The organism is Flavobacterium sp. XN-5, assembly GCF_008033395.2.
GTDB lineage: Bacteria > Bacteroidota > Bacteroidia > Flavobacteriales > Flavobacteriaceae > Flavobacterium > Flavobacterium hiemivividum.
In genome coordinates, this window is sequence record NZ_VOGZ02000001.1 from 107,842 (window position 1) to 129,824 (window position 21,983).

The 21,983-nt window shown below is 34.7% G+C and carries 20 protein-coding genes; 13 read left to right on the forward strand and 7 right to left on the reverse strand.

Annotation, left to right across the window (positions count from 1 at the left end):
* The first annotated feature begins 50 nt into the window (after positions 1-50).
* The 11 genes from FQU23_RS00480 (at position 51) to FQU23_RS00530 (ending at position 11,483) form a co-directional block, all read left to right on the forward strand.
* Complete coding sequence (locus tag FQU23_RS00480) at positions 51-773, forward strand: SAM-dependent methyltransferase (RefSeq protein ID WP_147672123.1); 723 nt, start codon at positions 51-53, stop codon at positions 771-773.
* Positions 774-1,143: 370 nt separating this feature from the next.
* Positions 1,144-1,638, forward strand: a complete 495-nt coding sequence (locus FQU23_RS00485; protein WP_147672124.1) for a YybH family protein — start codon at positions 1,144-1,146, stop codon at positions 1,636-1,638.
* A gap of 127 nt (positions 1,639-1,765) precedes the next feature.
* Positions 1,766-2,893 (forward strand): methionine aminotransferase, encoded by a 1,128-nt coding sequence (locus FQU23_RS00490; RefSeq protein WP_147672125.1) that lies wholly within the window; start codon positions 1,766-1,768, stop codon positions 2,891-2,893.
* Between the two features lie 81 nt (positions 2,894-2,974).
* Positions 2,975-3,856, forward strand: coding sequence for an SDR family oxidoreductase (locus FQU23_RS00495; protein ID WP_165425704.1), 882 nt, complete (start codon positions 2,975-2,977; stop codon positions 3,854-3,856).
* A gap of 366 nt (positions 3,857-4,222) precedes the next feature.
* Positions 4,223-4,831: a uridine kinase gene (gene udk, locus FQU23_RS00500; protein ID WP_147672126.1), complete on the forward strand. Its 609-nt coding sequence runs from the start codon at positions 4,223-4,225 to the stop codon at positions 4,829-4,831.
* A gap of 129 nt (positions 4,832-4,960) precedes the next feature.
* Complete coding sequence (locus FQU23_RS00505; protein WP_132108145.1) at positions 4,961-5,284, forward strand: FtsB family cell division protein; 324 nt, start codon at positions 4,961-4,963, stop codon at positions 5,282-5,284.
* Positions 5,285-5,316: 32 nt separating this feature from the next.
* Positions 5,317-6,684 (forward strand): methylmalonyl-CoA mutase subunit beta, encoded by a 1,368-nt coding sequence (locus tag FQU23_RS00510; protein ID WP_147672127.1) that lies wholly within the window; start codon positions 5,317-5,319, stop codon positions 6,682-6,684.
* Positions 6,685-6,729: 45 nt separating this feature from the next.
* Complete coding sequence (gene scpA, locus FQU23_RS00515) at positions 6,730-8,874, forward strand: methylmalonyl-CoA mutase (RefSeq protein WP_165425705.1); 2,145 nt, start codon at positions 6,730-6,732, stop codon at positions 8,872-8,874.
* Between the two features lie 509 nt (positions 8,875-9,383).
* A complete protein-coding gene (locus FQU23_RS00520; protein WP_147672128.1) occupies positions 9,384-9,914 on the forward strand; it encodes a hypothetical protein in 531 nt (176 codons plus the stop codon).
* A gap of 413 nt (positions 9,915-10,327) precedes the next feature.
* A complete protein-coding gene (locus FQU23_RS00525) occupies positions 10,328-10,864 on the forward strand; it encodes a hypothetical protein (RefSeq protein WP_132108151.1) in 537 nt (178 codons plus the stop codon).
* Positions 10,865-10,943: 79 nt separating this feature from the next.
* Positions 10,944-11,483 (forward strand): hypothetical protein, encoded by a 540-nt coding sequence (locus FQU23_RS00530; protein ID WP_147672129.1) that lies wholly within the window; start codon positions 10,944-10,946, stop codon positions 11,481-11,483.
* Between the two features lie 70 nt (positions 11,484-11,553).
* Here FQU23_RS00530 and FQU23_RS00535 read toward each other — a convergent pair whose 3' ends face one another.
* The 5 genes from FQU23_RS00535 to dapF form a co-directional block, all read right to left on the reverse strand.
* Positions 11,554-12,195 (reverse strand): peptidoglycan-binding protein LysM, encoded by a 642-nt coding sequence (locus FQU23_RS00535; protein WP_147672130.1) that lies wholly within the window; start codon positions 12,193-12,195, stop codon positions 11,554-11,556.
* A gap of 97 nt (positions 12,196-12,292) precedes the next feature.
* Complete coding sequence (locus tag FQU23_RS00540) at positions 12,293-13,165, reverse strand: DUF2279 domain-containing protein (protein WP_147672131.1); 873 nt, start codon at positions 13,163-13,165, stop codon at positions 12,293-12,295.
* Positions 13,166-13,215: 50 nt separating this feature from the next.
* On the reverse strand, positions 13,216-14,256 hold the full coding sequence (gene mltG, locus FQU23_RS00545; RefSeq protein ID WP_147672132.1) for an endolytic transglycosylase MltG: 1,041 nt from the start codon (positions 14,254-14,256) through the stop codon (positions 13,216-13,218).
* 10 nt (positions 14,257-14,266) lie between these two features.
* Entirely contained in the window at positions 14,267-14,800 is a 534-nt protein-coding gene (locus FQU23_RS00550) for a GNAT family N-acetyltransferase (RefSeq protein WP_147672133.1), read from the reverse strand.
* 26 nt (positions 14,801-14,826) lie between these two features.
* Entirely contained in the window at positions 14,827-15,609 is a 783-nt protein-coding gene (gene dapF, locus FQU23_RS00555; RefSeq protein WP_147672134.1) for a diaminopimelate epimerase, read from the reverse strand.
* A 136-nt stretch (positions 15,610-15,745) separates the two neighbouring features.
* Between dapF and FQU23_RS00560 the strand changes: the two genes are divergently transcribed.
* Both FQU23_RS00560 and FQU23_RS00565 read left to right on the forward strand, forming a co-directional pair.
* A complete protein-coding gene (locus FQU23_RS00560) occupies positions 15,746-17,146 on the forward strand; it encodes a trypsin-like peptidase domain-containing protein (RefSeq protein ID WP_147672135.1) in 1,401 nt (466 codons plus the stop codon).
* Between the two features lie 156 nt (positions 17,147-17,302).
* Entirely contained in the window at positions 17,303-18,751 is a 1,449-nt protein-coding gene (locus FQU23_RS00565) for a glyceraldehyde-3-phosphate dehydrogenase (RefSeq protein ID WP_147672136.1), read from the forward strand.
* A gap of 312 nt (positions 18,752-19,063) precedes the next feature.
* On the opposite strand, the gene FQU23_RS00570 is transcribed toward FQU23_RS00565, so the two are convergent.
* Both FQU23_RS00570 and FQU23_RS00575 read right to left on the reverse strand, forming a co-directional pair.
* A complete protein-coding gene (locus FQU23_RS00570) occupies positions 19,064-20,470 on the reverse strand; it encodes an APC family permease (protein ID WP_147672137.1) in 1,407 nt (468 codons plus the stop codon).
* Positions 20,471-20,838: 368 nt separating this feature from the next.
* Positions 20,839-21,843 carry a TlpA family protein disulfide reductase gene (locus FQU23_RS00575; RefSeq protein ID WP_147672138.1) on the reverse strand — a complete coding sequence of 335 codons (1,005 nt, stop codon included), beginning with the start codon at positions 21,841-21,843 and terminating at the stop codon, positions 20,839-20,841.
* Positions 21,844-21,983 lie beyond the last annotated feature (140 nt).

A 21,983-nucleotide genomic window follows, 5' to 3' on the forward strand; every position in this document is an offset into this window, starting at 1 on the left:
CCTGTATTTTTGTCGAATAATACAGATTAAAAAACATAAACAACTCTATAATGAAATCAGCTACTCTTTTAGGAAAACTATATTTAATCCCTACAACCATGGGAGAATGTGACCCAATGGATGTTTTACCACAAACCGTAAAAAGAACAATTGACTTCATTGACCATTATATCGTTGAAAACGAAAAAACAGCACGTAAATCAATCAAGGAAGTTCATCCTGATAAGAAACAATCGGAGTTAATTCTATTTGTTTTGAATAAACGTACCGAGGTAAAAGAACATCAAGATTTCATTCAACCTTTATTAGAAGGTAAAAATGTTGGTCTAATGAGTGAAGCGGGATGTCCTGGCGTAGCAGATCCTGGCGCTGTAATTGTTAAACTGGCACACGAAAAAGGCATACAAGTAGTGCCGTTAGTAGGACCTTCTTCGATTCTTTTAGCTATGATGGCTTCAGGAATGAATGGGCAAAGTTTTACATTTCACGGTTATTTACCTATAGACAAAGACGAAAAAAGAACCAGTTTTAAAACACTAGAACGAACTTCTTTCGAAAAAAACCAGTCTCAAATTTTTATTGAAACCCCTTACCGTAATAATAACTTACTAGAAGATCTATTACAGACGCTGCATCCAGAAACCCATTTATGCATCGCAACTGATATTACCTTACCAACAGAATATATCAAAACAAAGAGAATTGCGGCATGGAAAAAAGAGACTATCGATTTACACAAACGACCTACTATTTTTATTATTCATAAAATGTAATTTTTAGATTACAAAACATCTCTTTTTTTATATATTAGCATCTCTAATTCTTCAAACTATTTAAAAATAAAAGTAACCGGTAGAGATGTTCGTGTATTTGTATTAGGAATTATAGCTTATCTAATTTTTGAATTCATCTACAATTGGGAAGAATCAAAACTAGCCTTTATTTCGGGATATTATGGCGTTAAATAAGAATTCCCGAATTAGTACATACCCTTTTTTAATTTTAATCCAAACAGATTAAAAACATTTGATTGTAATAAAAAAATAATTATTTAAATACTGATTATCAATATTTTATACCTAATTTTATTTACCCTTAATCTTTAACTTAATCCATTTTGTTAAATTTTAATTCGGTAAAATTATGAAAAACAGTATTTTTAAGGAAGGATTAATGGTAGTTATCATGTTTGTGATGCTAGCCTGTAATCAAAAAAAGGAAGTTCCCGCAGCCGTGGTTGACAAAGAAGCAATCAAAACTGAGATTCAAACAATGGAAAATGCTTTCGCAGAAGCCTACAATAACAGAAGCACCGATGGAATAATTTATTATGCCGAGGATGCCATCAGTTACTCAAACGGCAAAATACCTTTAGAAGGAAAAAAATCAATTCATGAACACATGAAAAGTGAACTACTTACTTTCCCAAAAGACGCAAAAATCTCTTTCGAAACTAAAGAAATCTACCCTTCAAATGATGGGAATATGGTAGTTGAAATTGGTGGATACACAGTCACAGACGCCTCAGATAAAAAAATCAACAGTGGAAATTTTATCAGTCTTTTTGAAAAAAAGGACGGAAAATATGTTTGTATCAGAGACATGGGAAACTCAGATATGCCGGTGACCAAAAAATAAAAATGAATAAAGAAAGACACTCCGCACGAAGTGTCTTTCTTTATTTTAACTATCACCTCCAAATAGCAATGAAACTATCTATTAACTCAAACCATTTGCTTACTTTTAGATTGCTAAAAAACAAAGTATGTCTAAACTTCCAAACATTGGTACGAGTATTTTCACAATAATGTCAAAAATGGCTGCAGAGCATGATGCCATTAATCTTTCGCAGGGATTTCCAAATTTTCCAGTTGACACCGTATTAACAGATATTGTTGCACGACTTGCCAAAGAAAATCTCCACCAATACCTTCCTATGGCCGGCTATCCTTCACTTTTATCAAACATAGCGCTTCTAGTCAAAAACTCCTACCGCCGAATTATTCTACCAGAAACTGAAATACTAGTAACTGCCGGAGCAACACAAGGGATTTTTACTACCATTCAGGCCTTAGTACAAGCTAATGACGAGGTCGTTATTCTAGATCCAAGTTATGATTGTTATGAAGCTCCTATCCTATTATGCAATGCAAAACCAGTGCGAGTTTCAGTAAATGATGATTATACTCCGAATTGGAATACCATTGAAAACGCTTGTTCTACCAAGACTAGAATGATAATCATAAACAACCCACATAATCCAACAGGAAAGATTCTAACCCAATCTGATTTTGAAACTTTGGAATCCATATTGGCACAATATCCAGACATTATTGTTCTCTCAGATGAAGTTTATGAATACATCACTTTTGAAGAAAAGCACATTTCGGCGCATACGCGTATCAACCTACTCAACCGTTGCGTGATGGTTTCCTCATTCGGAAAATCATTCCATGTCACTGGTTGGAAAATTGGCTATCTCGTAGCACCTGCACATTTGATGAAAGAAATCAAAAAAGTACATCAATTCTTGGTTTTTAGCGTCAACAGCTTGTGCCAGGTTGCGATCAGCGAATATTTAGACACAGTTTCGGTTGACGGAATAAGAAAACTATATCAGAAAAAAAGAGATTATTTCAGAGAATTACTCGCCACAAGTCGTTTTAAACTCCTGCCTTGTGAAGGAACTTATTTTCAAGTGGCTTCCTACGAAGCTATTTCTTCTGAAAACGACGTCGATTTTTGCAAAAGATTAATCACTGAATATGGCGTGGCAGCAATCCCTATTTCGACTTTCTACGAGAACGGAAAAAACCTCCATCTAATTCGTTTTTGTTTTGCAAAAGACAATGCAACTCTAGAAGAAGCTGCGCGAAGACTATGCAAAGTCTAATATCTTTAATTTCTAATTTTATTATGCGTGCATACTATTTAATTCTCTATATTTACAATACCAAAAAAAATATAAACTGATATGAATTATACCGATAAAATGTTACGCGATGACGCGTTAAAAGGAAAAGTAATTGTTGTTACGGGTGGTGGTAGCGGTTTAGGAAAAGCGATGACCAAGTATTTTCTGGAACTGGGTGCAAAAGTTGCCATTACCTCAAGAGACTTAGAAAAACTAAAAAACACTGCTTCAGAACTGGAAGCAGCAACCGGCGGTACTTGTTTGCCACTACAATGTGACGTTCGCCATTATGAGGAAGTAGAAAACATGTTGCAAGGTGTTTTGAAAGCTTTTGGAAAAGTTGATATTTTACTGAATAACGCTGCAGGGAATTTCATTTCACCAACCGAAAGATTGTCGGCTAATGCATTTGATACCGTTATTGATATTGTTCTAAAAGGAACAAAAAACTGTACACTCGCTTTTGGTAAACATTGGATTGACAGCAAACAAAAATCTTCAACTGTACTAAACATTGTGACTACTTATGCTTGGACTGGTTCAGCTTATGTGGTGCCAAGTGCAACTGCCAAAGCTGGAGTGCTTGCGATGACACGAAGTCTTGCTGTAGAATGGGCTAAATACGGCATTCGTACCAATGCAATTGCACCAGGTCCTTTCCCCACAAAAGGAGCTTGGGACAGATTGTTACCAGGAGATCTTGCCGAAAAATTTGATATGTCAAAAAAGGTGCCGCTACAACGTGTGGGAGATCATCAAGAATTAGCCAATTTAGCTGCTTATATGGTTTCTGATTTTTCTGCATATATAAATGGTGAAGTCGTGGTTATCGATGGTGGAGAATGGCTGAAAGGTGCGGGACAATTTAATCTATTAGAAGCTATTCCTGAAGAACTATGGGACCAACTGGAAATGATGATAAAAGCAAAAAAAAATAAATAAGTTAAGATCTGAATTCTTTTTAAAAAGAGAGAACCCTTTGTTTGGTTCTCTCTTTTTGCATTTAATACTCCATATTTTTCTCACTAATAGTTCATTATAGTAAAAATCGTTTTATTACTACCAATGGTCAAATAGCCCGGATAGTAGTAAAAAGCGTTGCAGCCGAAAAGCGTTGATTTCCTGACCTAAAAAAGCGACTATAAGAAGTTCTTTTTAGGGCATTGGAAAAACAGCTTGTAGGCAAAACCTTGAAATGGATAGCCGGAATAGCTACTTCATTTAAAGCCCAATATTTTATCTAAAAACAAAAAACACTGCCAATTAAATTCCTATTTTTGCGCTATCAATATGTAACAACACCATTTTATGCTAATAATAGGAATTGCAGGCGGAACAGGAAGTGGAAAAACTACCGTAGTTCATCAGATTATGAATGAGTTACCAGAAGCCGAAGTAGGTATTATTTCGCAGGATTCTTATTATAAAGAGAATAAAAACTTGTCTTTTGACGAGCGTGCATTAATTAATTTTGATCATCCGCGTGCTATTGATTTCGAATTACTAGTTGCCCATTTAAAAGAGCTTAAAGACGAGAAAACAGTGCAACAACCCGTCTATTCTTTTGTAACACATAACAGAACAGAAGATACTATTACGACACATCCCCGAAAAGTGATGATTGTAGAAGGAATTTTAATACTAGCAAATCCGGAGTTACGTGATATGTTTGACATCAAAGTTTACGTCCATGCCGATTCTGACGAAAGGCTAATACGCCGTATGAAACGGGACATTGCAGAACGCGGACGCGATATGGAGGAAGTTCTAAGCCGATATCAAAATACGCTCAAACCAATGCATCAGCAGTTCATTGAGCCTACTAAAGCATTTGCAGACATTATTATACCCAATGATAAATACAATACGGTTGCTATAGACGTAGTTCGTGCCGTAATAAATCAAAGAATTCTATAATTTTATTGTAATTTTATCACATTGCGATAAATAAGAAATACTCCAACCTTTTGTTTGAGACCGTTTTCTATTTCAATCGGTGTAAATACTATTAAAGATTCACTGTACTCAAGGCTAAATAAATAAAACATGACAAATCCACATAAAAACAAACCTTGGTTTAAATTCTTAAGCAATAAATATGTTTGGGTATTGTTATTTTTTTCAACTTGGATGATTTTCTTGGACAATTATTCCTACTTTGACCATCGTTTCTTAGACAACCAAGTCAGTGAACTAGAGGACAACAAAGAATATTACCAGCTAGAAATCAAAAAAGACGAAGAGCAAATCAAGCAATTGAAGAATCCAGAACAAATAGAAAAATATGCTCGTGAAAAGTACTACATGAAAAAGGAAAATGAGGATATATACCTCATAGAATTTGAAAGTGATAGCATAGTAAAAAAATAATAAATCTTGAATTATTAAAAATTAAACTTAAAATGGCTACTAATTTATTCGAAGATTTCGATGCTGTTTCTTCCAAACAATGGAAACAAAAAATCCAGTTTGAACTGAAAGGAGCAGATTACAATGAAACCTTGATCTGGAATTCGCCGGAAGACATTAAGGTGAAACCCTTTTATCATAAAGACGAATTTGCTAAAGCTGCTACGGTAAAAACTAAAGCATCTGAATTTAAAATTTGTCAAAACATTTTTGTTTTCGACATTGAAAAATCAGTTGAAAGAGCTTTAGACACCTTAAAAAGAGGCGCAGAGAGTCTTCGTTTTACTATAGAAAATGACACGATAGATGTAGCAAAACTTTTAGAAAAACTACCTTTAGAGAATCTTACAGTTTACTTCAATTTTAAATTTTTCTCAATCGATTTCGTTAAAAAACTGGATGCTATCATTCAGCAAAAAAAGGCTATCGCTTATTATAATATAGATCCAATAGGGCAATTAGCACGTGACGGGAATTGGTTTACTACTAAAGATAAAAACAATTTCGATTCGCTAAACTTACTTTCAACTGCGATTCCAAATAGCTCCATTATTAGTATTAATGCCGCTTTATACCAAAATGCAGGAGCTAATATGGTGCAACAACTTGCCTATAGCTTAGCGCATGTTAATGAATATTTCAACAGAATTCCAGTTATAACGCAGCGCATTGTTTTTGAAATTAGTGTAGGTACGAATTATTTCTTTGAAATTGCAAAACTCAGAGCGTTGCGATTACTTTTTAATTTAGTTGCTAAGGAATACAACCATAACTTAGAATGTCATCTTTTAGTTTCTCCTACAAAACGAAATAAAACCTTGTATGATTACAACGTAAACATGCTGCGAACTACGACTGAATGTATGTCGGCAATTATAGGAGGAGCAGATGCAATTGCTAATCTACCTTACGATGCACTATATCATAAAGACAATGAATTTGGAGATCGAATCGCTAGAAACCAATTATTAGTTCTGAAAAACGAAAGCTACTTTGACAAAGTGAACAATCCTGCTGATGGGAGTTATTATATCGAAACATTGACTACTCAATTAGCCGAAAAAGCATTGGTACTATTCAAAGATATCGAAGCTAACGGTGGTTTTCTAAAACAATTGAATGAAGGTATCATCAAGAGAAAAATTCAAGAAAGTGCTGATAAAGAACAGGAACTTTTTGACTCTGGAAAAGAAGTATTACTAGGAACGAATAAATATCCTAATAAAGATGACAAAATGAAACAAGATTTAGAATTGTTTCCTTTTGTAAAAGTGAAGCCAAGGAAAACCCTGATTACGCCAATTATTGAGAAACGATTGGCAGAGAAAGTAGAACAAGAACGCCTGGATTTAGAAAAATAGTGTAGTACTGAAATCAGTCAATAATACTTATAAATTAGTGTCAAAATGATAAGAAATGACCTCCAACATATTCAAATAGACAATCAAAAGTCAAAAGAAGAACCGGCACTGCACGAACCAGATGCAGCAACTACCGACTTTTTTACGGCTGAAGGCATTGAACTCAAGTCCACCTATTCGAAAAAAGATCTTGAAAACCTTAAATATCTTGATTTTGGTGCTGGCTTTGCGCCAAATTTAAGAGGACCATACACGACAATGTATGTTCGTCGCCCTTGGACTATTCGTCAATATGCAGGATTTTCAACTGCAGAAGAAAGCAATGCTTTTTACCGGCGAAATCTTGCTGCAGGACAAAAAGGATTATCAATCGCTTTTGATTTGCCTACACACCGTGGTTATGATTCAGATCATGCACGCGTTGTGGGTGATGTAGGAAAAGCAGGAGTTGCCATCGACTCTGTAGAAGATATGAAAGTATTATTCGATCAGATTCCATTAGACGAAATGTCAGTTTCAATGACCATGAACGGTGCCGTTTTACCCATCATGGCTTTCTATATTGTAGCTGCCGAAGAACAAGGAGTAAAACCAGAACAACTTTCGGGAACCATACAAAATGATATTTTAAAGGAGTTTATGGTGCGCAATACGTACATCTATCCTCCTACTCCTTCGATGAAAATTATTGCAGATATTTTCGAATACACCAGCAATAAAATGCCGAAATTCAATTCCATATCTATTTCTGGCTACCACATGCAGGAAGCTGGTGCAACTGCTGATATTGAATTAGCTTACACGCTTGCAGACGGACTGGAATACATTAGAACAGGATTGTCTACTGGAATGAAAATCGACGAGTTTGCTCCGCGTCTTTCTTTTTTCTGGGCTATAGGAATGAACCATTTTATGGAAATTGCCAAGATGCGTGCTGGAAGAATGATTTGGGCTAAACTAGTAAAACAATTCAATCCAATTGATGATAAATCATTGGCTTTAAGAACTCATTGCCAAACAAGCGGATGGAGTTTAACAGAACAAGATCCGTTTAATAACGTAGCTCGTACTTGTATTGAAGCATCGGCGGCAGCTTTTGGAGGAACACAATCTTTGCACACTAATGCATTAGATGAAGCTATTGCTTTACCTACCGATTTCTCGGCTCGAATTGCTAGAAACACCCAGATATTTCTACAGGAAGAAACTAAAATTACTAAAACTGTCGATCCTTGGGCAGGAAGTTATTATGTCGAAAGTTTGACTAACGAGATTGCTGAAAGTGCTTGGAAACTTATCGAAGAAGTGGAAGAACTTGGTGGGATGACCAAAGCCATCGAGGCTGGAATTCCAAAACTTAGAATTGAAGAAGCAGCTGCCAGAAAACAAGCCCGAATAGATAGCGGACAGGATATTATTGTGGGGGTAAACAAATACCGTCTCGATAAAGAAGACCCTTTGGTTATTTTGGATGTAGACAACCAGATGGTTCGAAAGCAACAATTAGAACAACTGGATCGAATTAAAGAAAGCAGAGACAGCAATAAAGTACAGCAATCATTGCAGAAATTAATTCACTGCGCGAAAACCGGAGAAGGAAACTTACTCGAATTAGCCGTGGATGCTGCAAGAAATCGAACTACTTTAGGGGAAATCAGCGATGCCTTAGAAACAGTATTCGGAAGATATAAAGCACAAATTAAATCTTTTAGCGGCGTGTATAGTAAAGAAATTAAAGACGACAAAAGCTTCGAGAAAGCCAAACAACTAGCCGATACCTTTGCCAAGCAAGAAGGTCGTCGTCCTAGAATCATGATAGCAAAAATGGGGCAAGACGGTCACGATAGAGGAGCAAAAGTAGTCGCTACCGGTTATGCCGATGTTGGTTTTGATGTAGATATTGGCCCATTATTTCAAACTCCAGCCGAAGCTGCAAAACAGGCCGTAGAAAATGATGTTCACATTCTGGGCGTTTCCTCTTTGGCTGCTGGACATAAAACACTAGTCCCTCAAGTTATTGAAGAATTAAAAAAATATAATCGTGAAGATATTATGGTGGTTGTAGGTGGAGTAATTCCCTCGCAAGATTATCAATTTTTATTTGACGCTGGAGCAGCTGCCGTTTTTGGACCTGGAACAAAAATTAGCGATGCCGCAATAAAAATATTAGAAATACTTATAGGAGAATAACAACACTTTTTTCCTTAGACTAAATAGAAAAACACCAATCAAAAGTTGGTGTTTTTCTATTTATATTCCGTAGTCAACAATATTTTTTTAAATATAAATACAGAAATATATTTAAAAAACACTCCATTTCCTACAATAATAAAGGTTCGTAGGGATACAACTTGGACCGAATGTTAATTTTTAATTGGATAATAAGTCACTAATAAACAAATTCACACGATTCTATAACTATAGCTTCTTTATTCTAATTAAAACGACTATTTCGACTGACGCAAAGATAAATCAGACTTCAAAATCTGTTAATTAACACAACTTAAATACCGCATTTACTGACACTTAAGTCATTATTTTATAAATTTACACTAATTACATTTTCATTAAACAAGCTCCAAAACGCAACATTAATTTAAAAAGAAGAATTTAGAATAAATTGACAAAGGGAAAAAATAGTAACCCTATAAATTTACGCTAAATTAAGTCGTTACTAAACTAAATTAAATTCAATTGTTATGAAAGCGTTTAAGTATGTATTATTATTAGGATTATTAATAGGACCTGTAAATTTATCTTACTCACAGGAAAAAAAACTTGGTAGAATAGATATGGTAAATTTACCAGCTGTTGTGATTAAAAGTGCCGGAGATGACTTTTCGGTTTATTTACCAGACAGAAATCCAGACCCAAAAGTCAGAACTCTACAGGATAGCTTCATAGCCTACGATCTTGGTAAAAACTTTGAAGGATATGAAACGTACCTAGTTTATATGGAAGTAAAAGGAGGCACATTATCAGCTACTTACAATGAAAAAGGACAACTAATTAGTGTGGTCGAAAACTATAAGGATGTAGTATTACCAAGTAAATTAATTTATGAAATTTATAAAAAATACCCCGGATGGGAAATTGTAAATGATAAGTACTTATATTCTCAAGAAAAAGGAGACATCGTAAAAAAACAGTATAATATAAAAATAAAAAAAGGAAAGGAAAGCCAGAAATTGAAGGTTCATCCCGATGGTCAACTTATTGCAGAAAACTAAAGTTTTAAAGCCCAATAATTGTTAACTGTCCAAACAACATTGGGCAGTTTTTTTTTAACATAGAATCAATTTGCTTTAAATTGATACTAAGACTGCATCGAAAATCTCATACTTTCCAACGTAAGATAATTATAAACAAGCCCCTCTTTTATTTTATGAAGATGATTTATCTTAATAAAAAAACAGCCTACAATGAAAATATATTAACTACTATCGAGGAAAGCATTAACAATGATTTATTGCTTAAATCACTACCTTTAGTATAAATAATATTAATATTTAATATTATTTATTGAATTTTTAATATTATTTTAATAAAACTAAATAAATTAACACAATAACACTAAAACATAATAAGCCCTAAAATCTCCTTTATTTAACCGAAAGTAAATAATTAATTTAAACTATTTAACATGAAAACATTTGTTGTTACTTTATTATTTTTGAGTTTAACCTTTTCATCTTATGCTCAAGAAAAAGTACAAAAAGTTACGAAAGAAGGAGCGATGAAAATAATAGATTTGCCTGCAGTAGTAATTAAGAGTGCAGGAGATGACTTTTCCGTTTATCTACCAGATATGAATTCTGATCCAAAAGTTAGAACCTTACAAGACCGTTTTATTGCTTACGATTTAGGAAAAAACTTTGAAGGTTATGAAACCTATTTGGTATATATGGAAATCAACGACGGTTCATTATCCGCGACATATGATGAAACTGGAAAATTAATTCGTGTTGTCGAAGAATATAAAGATGTAAAATTACCAGCTCCTGTAATTTATACTGTCTATAAAACATACCCTGGATGGGAAATTGTTAAGGACAAATATTTGTATTCTCAAAAAGAAGGAGACGTTCTTAAAAAAGAATATAATTTAAAAATTAAGAATGGTAAGGAATCCCGTAAATTAACGGTTCATGCCGATGGAAACATTCTCGCGGAAAAATAGAGCCTTAAAAAATCATAGCTGCACTACAATTTGGGCAGCTATTTTTCTTATTAATCAAATTAATTTAAAACAAAACATAATGAAAACATTTGTTATAACTTTGTTATTCTTGGGTTTGACATTTTCATCCTATTCCCAAGAAAAAAAGACTAAACAAGATAACGAGCAAGGACTAATGAAAGTGGAAGAGCTACCTGCTGTAGTTATCAAAAGAGTTGGTACCGATTTTTCAATCTATATCCCCGACAATAATCCTGACAAAGACATTAGAAATGTACAACAACAGTTTATTGCATATGATATAGGGAAAGACTACGAAGGTTATGAAAATTACCTAGTACTTATGAAAACTACAAACGGATCCTTGTCTGCAACCTATAATGAAAAAGGAAAATTAATAAGAGTTGTAGAGAATTATGAAAATATACTACTACCCAATGAAGTTATCTATTCCATCTACAAAAAATATCCTGGCTACACGATTGTTAATGACAAATTTTTATATACCCAAGAAGACGGAGACATCATGAAAAAGCAATACAATGTTAAAATTAATAACGGTAAGAAAACAATGAGGTTAACCGTTCGTCCTAACGGAGAGATTTTAAAAGCCAGATAAGATCACTCACAAAAAAAGCGACAGTCAAAAATTATTTGAGTGTCGCTTTTTGTTTTTTATTGAATTTAATTTAGTTCGCGCTGGCAACTGCATTTACATTTGCAACAATCAATGAAGTATCATACCCTCCAAAAGCTTCCATATAACTTCTTATAGAAGTACCGTATGCATCTTTAATATACTTTTTCCCATTGTGTTTGAAATATTTTTTTACAGAGCCCGCACCGCCAAGATGCGCTGCTGCTAAAATTCCAGACTCTGTTACCAGAATCCCACTGACCATCTTACCATCATATTTCTCGATGATATCACGTAATATCCATTTGTTCTTTGATAAAAGGGCCACAAAAGCTCTCTCTTGCATCTTAGGACTTCTAAGAAATAAAGCCGCATCGTGTATTCCTACAGATTTTAAGGTTTCATTACCAAATTGGTATTTACCCATATACCCAAGAGAATTGATTTTTTTGTATTTATTTTCAGACTCTCTATATCCGATTGCTTCTTTGAAACCAATAAATAAATTACCTGTAAAAGGAATATTCATACTGGTGTAATCTTCCTGCTCAATTGACGGAAATAAGTATCTAATTCCATCTGTGTTTTTTATTAGAAACCACTGATTAGCTTCAATTTTAAGAGGTTTAAAACCCGAACTTAAAAACGCTATAATAATAGTCAAACCTGTATAAAAATACCACTTCTTTACCATAAATTGTTTTTCTTCAAAACGCTGTCCCGTTAAGAAATTTCTGCGTGCAAAGATACAATAAAATTCATAAAGCTGAAAATCAAGCTGTTAAAGTTACCTAAAAATACGATACACGACCTCTAAACCCCTCGCGATGTGAGTATTCAAGCGTTGGCGCTGGGACTTTTAAAGTGTTTAAAACAGAGAAAATTGTCTTCAAAAAATGAGATTTTGTGTCAATTTTCGTCAGGTCAACGTCAAAACTTAAATAAAACTGTCTCGATCTTTCTGATTTTGGCGTCAAAAATACTTCCATATTTTCCTCATTTCCGGTGATCATTCCGTCAGCTCCATAACCAAAGGCCAAATTTAACCATTTGGGTATTTTTGAGCCTTTAGAAAAGGAATATAAATTGACCGAAAGCCAATATGTTTGTCCGTTATAATCCTTTAGAATTTGTTCCGCAAACGAGCTGCCCAAAACATTGGGTCTATATTGGGCATACTGTGTAGTATGAAAAGAAAATTTAGGTGTAATGCGTTGCTCCTTCCACAATAGCTCCTGTGACACATATAAAGCTGTCCCAGAGGCGTTCGCAATTATATCTCCTGATGACGCACCCCATTCTGAAGAAAATCCATCTAAGACCTCAACAGCGGTCAAAAATGCAAAGCCCACGCCTGCACCATAGAGCAACTGGTCTTTTTGGGTAGCCCCGCTCCATTGCAGCATTTCGGCTCCAAGTCTGCCTAGATGATAAGACGAATAAAAATGCCCCACCTTGTCTACTTGCAGCCATTCATCGTTATCATTGATAAAATGAAAATCAGATTTTGGATAATCAGCATACCAAAGTTGGTTTAAGCCAACTAATGCAGCGGCGGCAACTATTGACTCTGTCAGGATTACCGTATTTTTTTTTTTTGTATTTAAGGAGTTGGAAGGAGTTAAAAAACGATCGAGTTCATTTTGCCCATAGCTAAGATGCATCCAAGGCAGTAAAAAAAGTAAAAAAAAATAATTGCGTTTACAATTCAAAACTATCTTTTTACACCTTGGGCGTTAATCCAATCTGAATATTTTTTAGCATTAACATTGTGTTCTTTCAACGTAGCTGCAAATTCATGGTATCCAAAACGATCCACACTGGCACAAAAATAAATAAAATCATTCTTTTCTGGATTAATCACAGCTTCTAAAGCTGTTATATCAGGCATCGCTATCGGACCTGGAGGCAGCCCAATATTCATGTAAGTATTATAAGGAGACGCCATCGTTAAATCATTATAAAAAACTCTTTTAATCACTTGATCAAAATCATTTGCTTTTAATTTTAGAGCAAAAATCACGGTTGGATCTGCCTGAAGAGGCATTCCCACTTTAAGTCTATTCAGATAAACTCCTGCTATTCTTGGTCTTTCATCCTTCTTCACAGATTCTTTATGAACAATAGAAGCTAGAATCGTCGCTTCGACGGGAGTTAATCCTTGCTGTTCTGCTTTTGCAACACGCTCTTTATTCCAGAAATTACGGTATTCCTTCATCATTTTATCGCGAAATTTGTCGGCTGAGGTATTCCAATAAAATTCGTAGGTATTAGGAATAAACATAACCAAAACATTTTCTTCAGTAAATCCATTTTCTTTCATGAAAATCGAATCTTTAAATGAAGTAAGCAATGACAAGCTATCAGCTTCGATTTGAGATCCAACTCGCCCTGCAAAATTTTCAAGACGCTCCTGATTATTGAAAGCTAATTTTACGGGAACATTAGATCGCATGGCCTTTACCAATTCATAACTATTCATTCCTTTTGTCAATAGAAAACGTCCTGCTTTTACATTTTCGGGATAACTCATTTTGTTTGCAACCATTTCGAAACGATCCAAATTGGAAACAAAAGGTGCTATTATTTTCTTGACATCTTCATAATTAGAGTCGGTAGGAATATGGACGAACATTTCCTTTTCGGTAAATTTTGTATTTTCCGAAAAAATTTGTCTTATTAAGATAAACCCATAAATGATCAAACCAGTTATGACAACTATCGATACAATTGATATTATTTTTTTTATATTCAAAGCTAGAATTTTAAAATTGATGATTAATTAATTGGTAAAACGCCTCGTCTTTATAACTTCCCTTCACTAGGTTCCACTCTTTTTTTATACCGAGACATTTGAAGCCAAATTTAGTAAAAAGCGCTTTACTAGCTTCATTTTCGGTGCCAATATTTGCATAGAGTTGATGTAAATTAAGATTATGAAACGCGTATTGAATTAATAGCTCCAAAGCTTCAGAACCAATATTTTGCTTTCGCATATCATTATTTTGAATCACAATGCCTACTCCAGCTCTGTTGTTTTTGGGATCAAAGTCAAATAAATCAACTAATCCCAAAGCAGGAAAGTCCTGATCTTGACAAATTGCTAATCGCAATTGCTTGGCTTCATAAATATCCTGATGCGCATTCTCGAGATATTGCTTGACTAAAAACCGACTGTATGGAGTGTTAGTATTGCTTACTTCCCACATACTTTGTTCGTTTTCTAGGGCATAAATGAACTCTAAATCATTTGGTTCAAGCGCCCTTATGTAAATATTATCTCCTTTTAGGGTTATCATAGTTGAAGTTTGAAGTCAAATTTAGATTAAATCTCGATTGTTCCCTGAAATACAAACTCAGCAGGACCTTTCAAGAATACATTAGTATATTGATTGTCCTTTTTATCAAAAGAAACGACCAACTTGCCTCCTTCAACATTTATAACTATCGTAGTCGCTGCTGTTTCTGCTGTAGCATTCATCGCTATTGCAACAGCAGTCGCACCTGTTCCGCAAGCTAAGGTCTCGTCTTCCACTCCTCTTTCATAAGTGCGCAGTGAAAAAGTAGTCTCATCAATTTTCCTTACAAAATTGATATTACTTCCTGGCTTCCCGTATAGCTCACCGTATCGAATAGCGGCGCCGTCTTTCTTAACATTATAATTTTCTAAATCATCGACTAATTGCACATGATGTGGAGAGCCCGTATCCAGAAAAGTATAACCCGATTCTATTTTAATATTCGAAACATCGATCATTTGCAGTGATACGATACCGTCGTCATTAACTGTAGCATAATGCAATCCGTCAACCGCATTAAAAGTGGTGGTATTCTCGATAACGCTTAACTTTTTGGCGAAAGCCACTAAACATCTTCCACCATTTCCACACATGGTACTTTGGCTTCCATCAGAATTGTAATAGACCATTCTAAAATCTGATTCGAGATCATTTTCTAATAAAATAAGACCATCCCCGCCTATCCCAAAACGCCTGTTACATAAATGAGCAACAAGCTTGGTATCTTCTTTTGGAAAAGCTTCTAAACGATTGTCAATCATCACAAAATCGTTTCCAGTCCCTTGGTATTTATAAAATTCTATTTGCATTATATTTAAATTGTGTTGGACAAAAGTACGAACTATTAATGAAACGTTAATCATTGTTAAAGAGCGTTAAACTGTTTTACAATAATAATTTTAGCATTATTTTTACTTAACAAATAACGTAAAAACCAAATCTATTATGAAACAATATTCACAGCTTTTTTTAGTAGCATTATTAAGCGGAGCCATGACATTAGGGGCTTACAAATTATTATTTGACACTAATGGCTATTTTTCTTCAAACAAACACCCATTAACTACCCTTGCAAATGAATCTTATGCTAAAAAAGTAGGCCTATCTGGAGATATACTCGATTTCACTGAAGCTGCTGATAAAACAATCCATACGGTAGTCCATGTGAAAAATGTATCTTATAAAACAGTTTCGAATCCTATGCTAGAATATTTTTACGGTTATAAAGGCGGACAAACCCAAGAGCAGGTGGGAACTGGTTCTGGTGTGATCATCTCTGAAGATGGCTATATTGTAACTAACAATCACGTGGTTAAAGATGCCTCTGCAATTGAAATTACGCTGAACAATAAAAAATTATACAAAGCAAAACTCATTGGCACCGACTCCAAAATGGATATCGCTTTGTTAAAAATCGATTCTGATGAAAAATTTCCTTACACCATATTTGCGAATTCTGATTCAGTTAAAGTTGGAGAATGGGTTTTGGCTGTTGGGAATCCTTATAATTTAACCTCAACGGTAACCGCCGGAATCGTTTCGGCCAAAGCCAGAGACCTAGGAACTAGCGGAATTCAATCTTTTATTCAAACCGATGCGGCCGTAAATCCAGGAAATAGCGGAGGTGCCTTAGTGAATACCCGCGGTGATTTAATAGGGATTAACACAATGATTTCCTCTATGACTGGTTCTTATGTTGGCTATTCTTTTGCTGTCCCTTCAAATATTGCTCGAAAAATTATCGAAGACCTTATGGAATATGGAAATGTGCAAAGAGGAATATTAGGCGTTGAAGGAGGCGAATTGAATGCTACTGCTTCCAGAGAACTAGGCATCAACCAGACCGAAGGATTTTACATCAATGGCGTGACAAAGAATTCAGGGGCTGAAAGATCTGGACTACAAAAAGGAGACATCATTGTAAAACTGGACGATCATAAAGTTTCCACTTTTGCTGATCTTTCTGGATATATTAATACCAAAAGACCTGATGATAAAATTCTAGTTACCTATACTAGAGATGGAAAAAATAGAGTCGTTCCTGTTATACTGAGTAAAAATGAGTTCTTCAGTACGGAATTTAAGGGAATCGAATTTGAAAACATCAATGATGCGGACAAAAAAAGACTTAATATCAACTATGGTGTAAAAATCAAATCGATAACCAACGAAAAATTAATTCCATATAGTACTGAACTAAAAGGGAATATTATTCTAAGTATTGATAATGTTAAAGCAACAGATATTGAAACGGTTTCAAAACTTTTAAATAATAAAGAAGAAAGTCAAAGCGTACGACTTGAAATGATCAATAAAAGCGGCGAAGTTTTCAGAATTATTATCTAATTCCTGCGACTTATAATAAAGAGAACGCCAGCCTTGAAAAATGGGCTGGCTTTTTTATTGAAAAAAAACTTCGAAATAGTTTACGAAATCGATTGAAATGGGTACTTTTGCGCCAAATTTAATAAACCAACTACTAAATTTTTTCAAATTTTCATTATGAGCAAGACACCTTTGTATCAAAAAGAAGTTTCATTTCAGGTCGACAGAAGACGTGCGGGAGTAGAATTAATTAAAATTGTAAGCGATCTATGGTATGACAAATCCATTGAGATGGTTTTGTTCAAAAATCAATTACTAGACAAAAACGTAAGCGAAATTATCAACTTGCATCAGTATGCTGGAGAATTTGTAGGTAAGCCAATTACCATATTTGATTCGGTAGAAATTGCCAAAGTAGTATTATCATTGGATTTACCTCCATCAAAATTAGATATTGGTAAATTGACTTACGAATACTTATTAGAAGATGAAAAATATCCAGATGCAAGACATTTTGTATTGGATAAATTAAAAGAAGCCAAATCATCAGAAGAAATTCAACCGAAAGATGTGGTTTTATATGGTTTTGGAAGAATTGGACGCTTATTAGCTAGAGAGTTAATGTCTAAAACTGGAAAAGGAAATCAACTTCGATTGAGAGCCATTGTAACCAGAGATAAAAATGACGCTACTACTCTTGAAAAAAGAGCATCTTTGTTGCGTTATGATTCGATTCATGGTGATTTTCAAGGTTCTGTAACCGCCGACGTTGAAAACAATGCCTTAATCATCAACGGAACTACCGTACATATTATTACGGCTAATGCACCGGAAGAAATTGACTATACTTCTTATGGTATCGATAGTGCTTTGATCATTGATAATACAGGGGCATTCACAACTAAAGAAGCTTTAAGTAGACATTTAGTTTCAAAAGGAGCACATAAAGTCTTATTGACTGCGCCAGGTAAAGGAATTCCTAATATTGTTCACGGTGTAAACCAAAACGATTACAATCCAGACGAAAACGATATTTTCTCAGCAGCATCTTGTACTACAAATGCCATCACTCCAATACTAAAAGTAGTGGAAGACACTTTTGGCGTAGTAAAAGGACATTTAGAAACAATACACTCCTATACAAACGACCAAAACCTGGTCGATAACATGCACAAAAAATACCGTCGCGGTAGAGCTGCGGCCTTGAATATGGTAATTACTGAAACGGGAGCAGGAACTGCTGTCGCAAAAGCGTTACCGTCATTAGAAGGAAAATTGACCTCTAATGCGATTAGAGTTCCTGTTCCTAATGGATCATTGGTGGTTTTAAACCTAGAAGTATCGAAAGAAACTTCGATTAAAAAAATCAATGCCATAATGAAAAAATATGCACTAGAAGGCGAATTAGTTGAGCAAATTAAATACTCAACAAATAATGAACTGGTTTCATCTGATATAGTGGGTACATCGGCACCATCAATTTATGACAGTAATGCTACAATCGTTTCAAATGACGGTAAAAATATGGTGCTATATATCTGGTATGATAATGAATATGGATACAGTCACCAGGTAATTAGATTGGCAAAATATATTGCTAAAGTAAGACGTTTTACGTACTACTAGGCTACAATTTACAGGTTTGGCAGTGCAGGTTCAATTTTTAGTTTTTAGTTTTTAGTTCAAGTTTTAGATTAATTTTTACAGCAGCCCAAACCTGGATTAAATAGAGAATCCGTCCCATCTCGTTGTTAAAAACGAGAGGAGACGGATTTTTATTTTCGATGAAACATCTCAAAAATTAATCATATATGTTTACAGAATTTCTCTTCTAGAAAAAAACATCCTAATAATGCTATCTTTTTTCAACTCATAATCACATACACACTGATCACTAAACAGTGCCAACTGAATAACGATAACTGAATACTTAAATAACTACTCCTTAGCTTTTGTCAAATAATACACTGGAATACCAATCAACATAATGACTACACCCCAACCGCTCGTACTCGTTTTAGTATATAGTAAGGCAATACAAATTGCAGTAGCGACAATTATGTAAAGTGCTGGTAAAAAAGGATAGCCAAAAGCTCTATATGGCCTTTCGGCATTTGGCATTTTCCTGCGAAGAATAAATATTCCTAAAATCGTAAGTATATAAAAAATCAAAACGATGATGACAACAAAATCTAACAAATCACCATACTTTCCAGTCAAACACAAAGCCGAAGCCCAAAAACACTGTGCCCAGATTGACCATGCTGGAACACTGGCTGTATTCAGTTGAGCCGCTTTCTTGAAGAAAACCCCATCTTGAGCCATTGTGTAATATACTCTAGCACCAGCCATAATCAGTCCGTTGTTACAAGCAAAAGTCGAAATCATAATCATCACAGCAATAATCAAAGTTCCAATGGAACCGAATATATATTGCGAGGCCACTACCCCAATTCGGTCTGAAGGAGCAGTCGCAATTTCTTGCAACGGCACCACGGCCAGAAACATTAGATTTGCCAATACATAAATCACACATACGATTGAAGTTCCTAAAAACAAACTAAGCCCAATATTGCGTTTTGGATTTTTAATCTCCCCAGCGATAAAAGTCACTCCTTCCCAGGCAACACTTGAGAACAACGAACCTACCAAGGCGGCCGATATTGCAGAGATCAAAGTAATTCCGCTTATGGGCATCCAAGAACCGCTAGTCATATCCAGTGAGGATGAAGCCCAAGCGTTTGTCCAGTTAGCATCCCAAACCTCAGCCTTGGCGGCAAAAAAACCAAAAACGATCAAGCCCGCCAATGATACTATTTTTATCACTGTTAAAACCGTTTGAAGAATTTTAGAGTTTTTCACGCCGCGACTATTTACATAACTCAGTAAAACAATTGTAAAAATGGAAACAATCTGGGCTGCATTCAACTTAAAACCACCTATTTCATATAAGATATTCGTATCACTAAAGGCTGGAAAGAGATAAGCTGCAAACTTAGCGAAAGCAACCCCAACGGCAGCGATCGTCCCAGTTTGTATCACCGCAAAAAAGCTCCAACCGTATAAAAAACCAACGAGTTTTCCATAGGCTTCCTTAATATATACATACTGCCCGCCCGCTTTTGGAAACATTGCACTCAACTCTCCATAACTCACGGCAGCAATCACTGTAATGATTCCAGTAAGCACCCACATAGCGATAAGCCATCCTGCAGATCCTAGTTGGCGCACCATGTCTGAACTCACTATAAAAATTCCTGATCCTATCATCGAGCCTACTACCAGCATGGTTCCGTCTAGTAATCCGAGTTCTCTCTTAAAATCGTCTTCGTTTTCTTCTTGCATTATAATTGGTTTTTGGTTTTTTGGTTGGCTAAAGATATACTTTTTTAATAAATCGAAAATATATTGTTTGTGGCAACGAAGTAGAACATCCAAATCCCAAATTAAATTTCGCTAGACATTAATCTTTAAGCAAAGAACATATGTATTAAGTTTGGAATTTTCGAATAAAATGACAAAATTAAGATCACTTATCAAACACGATGATGAAACCAACTTGAATGAACGCTAAGTATAGCAGCACTAAATCACGTTGATTTACAAGCTATTTAAAAACAAGAACACCCCCAAAATTATTATTTGGAGGTGTTCTTGTTTTTTAAAATATAAAGTACTGTCTTTTTATAAAACACAGTACCTAAAGCGAATTCTTATTTTAATAGAGCATCAAATTCCGATTCAATAGTTGGACTTGAAGGACGTGGAGCATCTGCTTTTACAATATTCCCATTTGGGTCAATTAAGATAAATCTAGGAATCCCTGTAATATTATAATCTTTTACAAACTGCGAATTCCAGTCGTTATCAGCAAAGACCTGAACTCCACCTAATTCTTTATCTTTAATAAATTTTTTCCATTTTTCGACATCTTTTTGTTGATCGATAGAAAGACTAACGAATACAATGTTTTTCTCATGGTATTTTTCTTCTAATTTTTTCAAAAATGGAATTTCGGCACGACAAGGACCACACCACGTAGCCCAGACATCAATATAAACGTATTTCCCTCTAAAATCTTCTAGTTTTGTTTTTCCTCCTTTGTAATTATCGTATTCAAATGATGGAGAAAGAGAACCGTTCAATTTTTTTGTTTTCAAACCTTCTTGATGATACTTCGCCAGTCCTGTCGCAGACTTCTCTATATTTTTTTTTTGTAAAGCGATAAAAGTAGCATCCAATTTTTTATTCTCTAATCTCAACAATTCAGCGGCTGTTTTTTCAGCTATAAGCTTTGAAAAACCTTCTTCAGTAGAAGCTAAAAGCGCATCATAATCATATTTCGCGTCTTCTAGTGCGTTTTGTGCCAATAAATTGTTTTCAACCGCTCCATTTCCGGTATATACTATCGACTCATCAAACTTTTTAGCATCCATTTTAAGTTTTAAATCGTATCCGTTTTTAAGGAACAATTGAGTATATTCTTTCCCGTCAAATAACATATAAAATCCTTCTTCAACACCGAAAGAGTCTTTAAAAAAACCGTCTTTACCAATTTCAATTTTTTTAATTTCCTTTCCGTTATTTCGATCCAGAAAAGTAATAGCGTCTGTATTTCTGTTTGCAATTTCTGCCTTAAAAGACAAAGTAGTTTTGGTTTGTCCTATCACGTTTGCGGCACCAATAAACGCTAATGTGATAAAAAGTAATTTTCTCATAGAGTTAAAGTTTAATTTAGTTAACCAAATCTAACTTAATATTTTAAAGTCAGTCTAATAATTAACAAAAAATTATTTTATTCCTGTTTTGGACTTAACTGAATATAGGTGGATTAATAGATCATTATTACAAATAAAAT

Coding starts and splice junctions, on each gene's coding strand:
- dapF (WP_147672134.1), bottom strand. CDS start 15,609: ATGCAAATAGAATTTTATAAATACCAAGGGACTGGAAACGATTTTGTG.
- FQU23_RS00525 (WP_132108151.1), top strand. CDS start 10,328: ATGAAAACATTTGTTGTTACTTTATTATTTTTGAGTTTAACCTTTTCA.
- FQU23_RS00520 (WP_147672128.1), top strand. CDS start 9,384: ATGAAAGCGTTTAAGTATGTATTATTATTAGGATTATTAATAGGACCT.
- FQU23_RS00530 (WP_147672129.1), top strand. CDS start 10,944: ATGAAAACATTTGTTATAACTTTGTTATTCTTGGGTTTGACATTTTCA.
- FQU23_RS00490 (WP_147672125.1), top strand. CDS start 1,766: ATGTCTAAACTTCCAAACATTGGTACGAGTATTTTCACAATAATGTCA.
- FQU23_RS00510 (WP_147672127.1), top strand. CDS start 5,317: ATGGCTACTAATTTATTCGAAGATTTCGATGCTGTTTCTTCCAAACAA.
- FQU23_RS00570 (WP_147672137.1), bottom strand. CDS start 20,470: ATGCAAGAAGAAAACGAAGACGATTTTAAGAGAGAACTCGGATTACTA.
- udk (WP_147672126.1), top strand. CDS start 4,223: ATGCTAATAATAGGAATTGCAGGCGGAACAGGAAGTGGAAAAACTACC.
- FQU23_RS00505 (WP_132108145.1), top strand. CDS start 4,961: ATGACAAATCCACATAAAAACAAACCTTGGTTTAAATTCTTAAGCAAT.
- FQU23_RS00575 (WP_147672138.1), bottom strand. CDS start 21,843: ATGAGAAAATTACTTTTTATCACATTAGCGTTTATTGGTGCCGCAAAC.
- FQU23_RS00540 (WP_147672131.1), bottom strand. CDS start 13,165: ATGCATCTTAGCTATGGGCAAAATGAACTCGATCGTTTTTTAACTCCT.
- FQU23_RS00485 (WP_147672124.1), top strand. CDS start 1,144: ATGAAAAACAGTATTTTTAAGGAAGGATTAATGGTAGTTATCATGTTT.
- FQU23_RS00480 (WP_147672123.1), top strand. CDS start 51: ATGAAATCAGCTACTCTTTTAGGAAAACTATATTTAATCCCTACAACC.
- FQU23_RS00565 (WP_147672136.1), top strand. CDS start 17,303: ATGAGCAAGACACCTTTGTATCAAAAAGAAGTTTCATTTCAGGTCGAC.
- FQU23_RS00560 (WP_147672135.1), top strand. CDS start 15,746: ATGAAACAATATTCACAGCTTTTTTTAGTAGCATTATTAAGCGGAGCC.
- FQU23_RS00535 (WP_147672130.1), bottom strand. CDS start 12,195: ATGGTAAAGAAGTGGTATTTTTATACAGGTTTGACTATTATTATAGCG.
- FQU23_RS00550 (WP_147672133.1), bottom strand. CDS start 14,800: ATGATAACCCTAAAAGGAGATAATATTTACATAAGGGCGCTTGAACCA.
- scpA (WP_165425705.1), top strand. CDS start 6,730: ATGATAAGAAATGACCTCCAACATATTCAAATAGACAATCAAAAGTCA.
- FQU23_RS00495 (WP_165425704.1), top strand. CDS start 2,975: ATGAATTATACCGATAAAATGTTACGCGATGACGCGTTAAAAGGAAAA.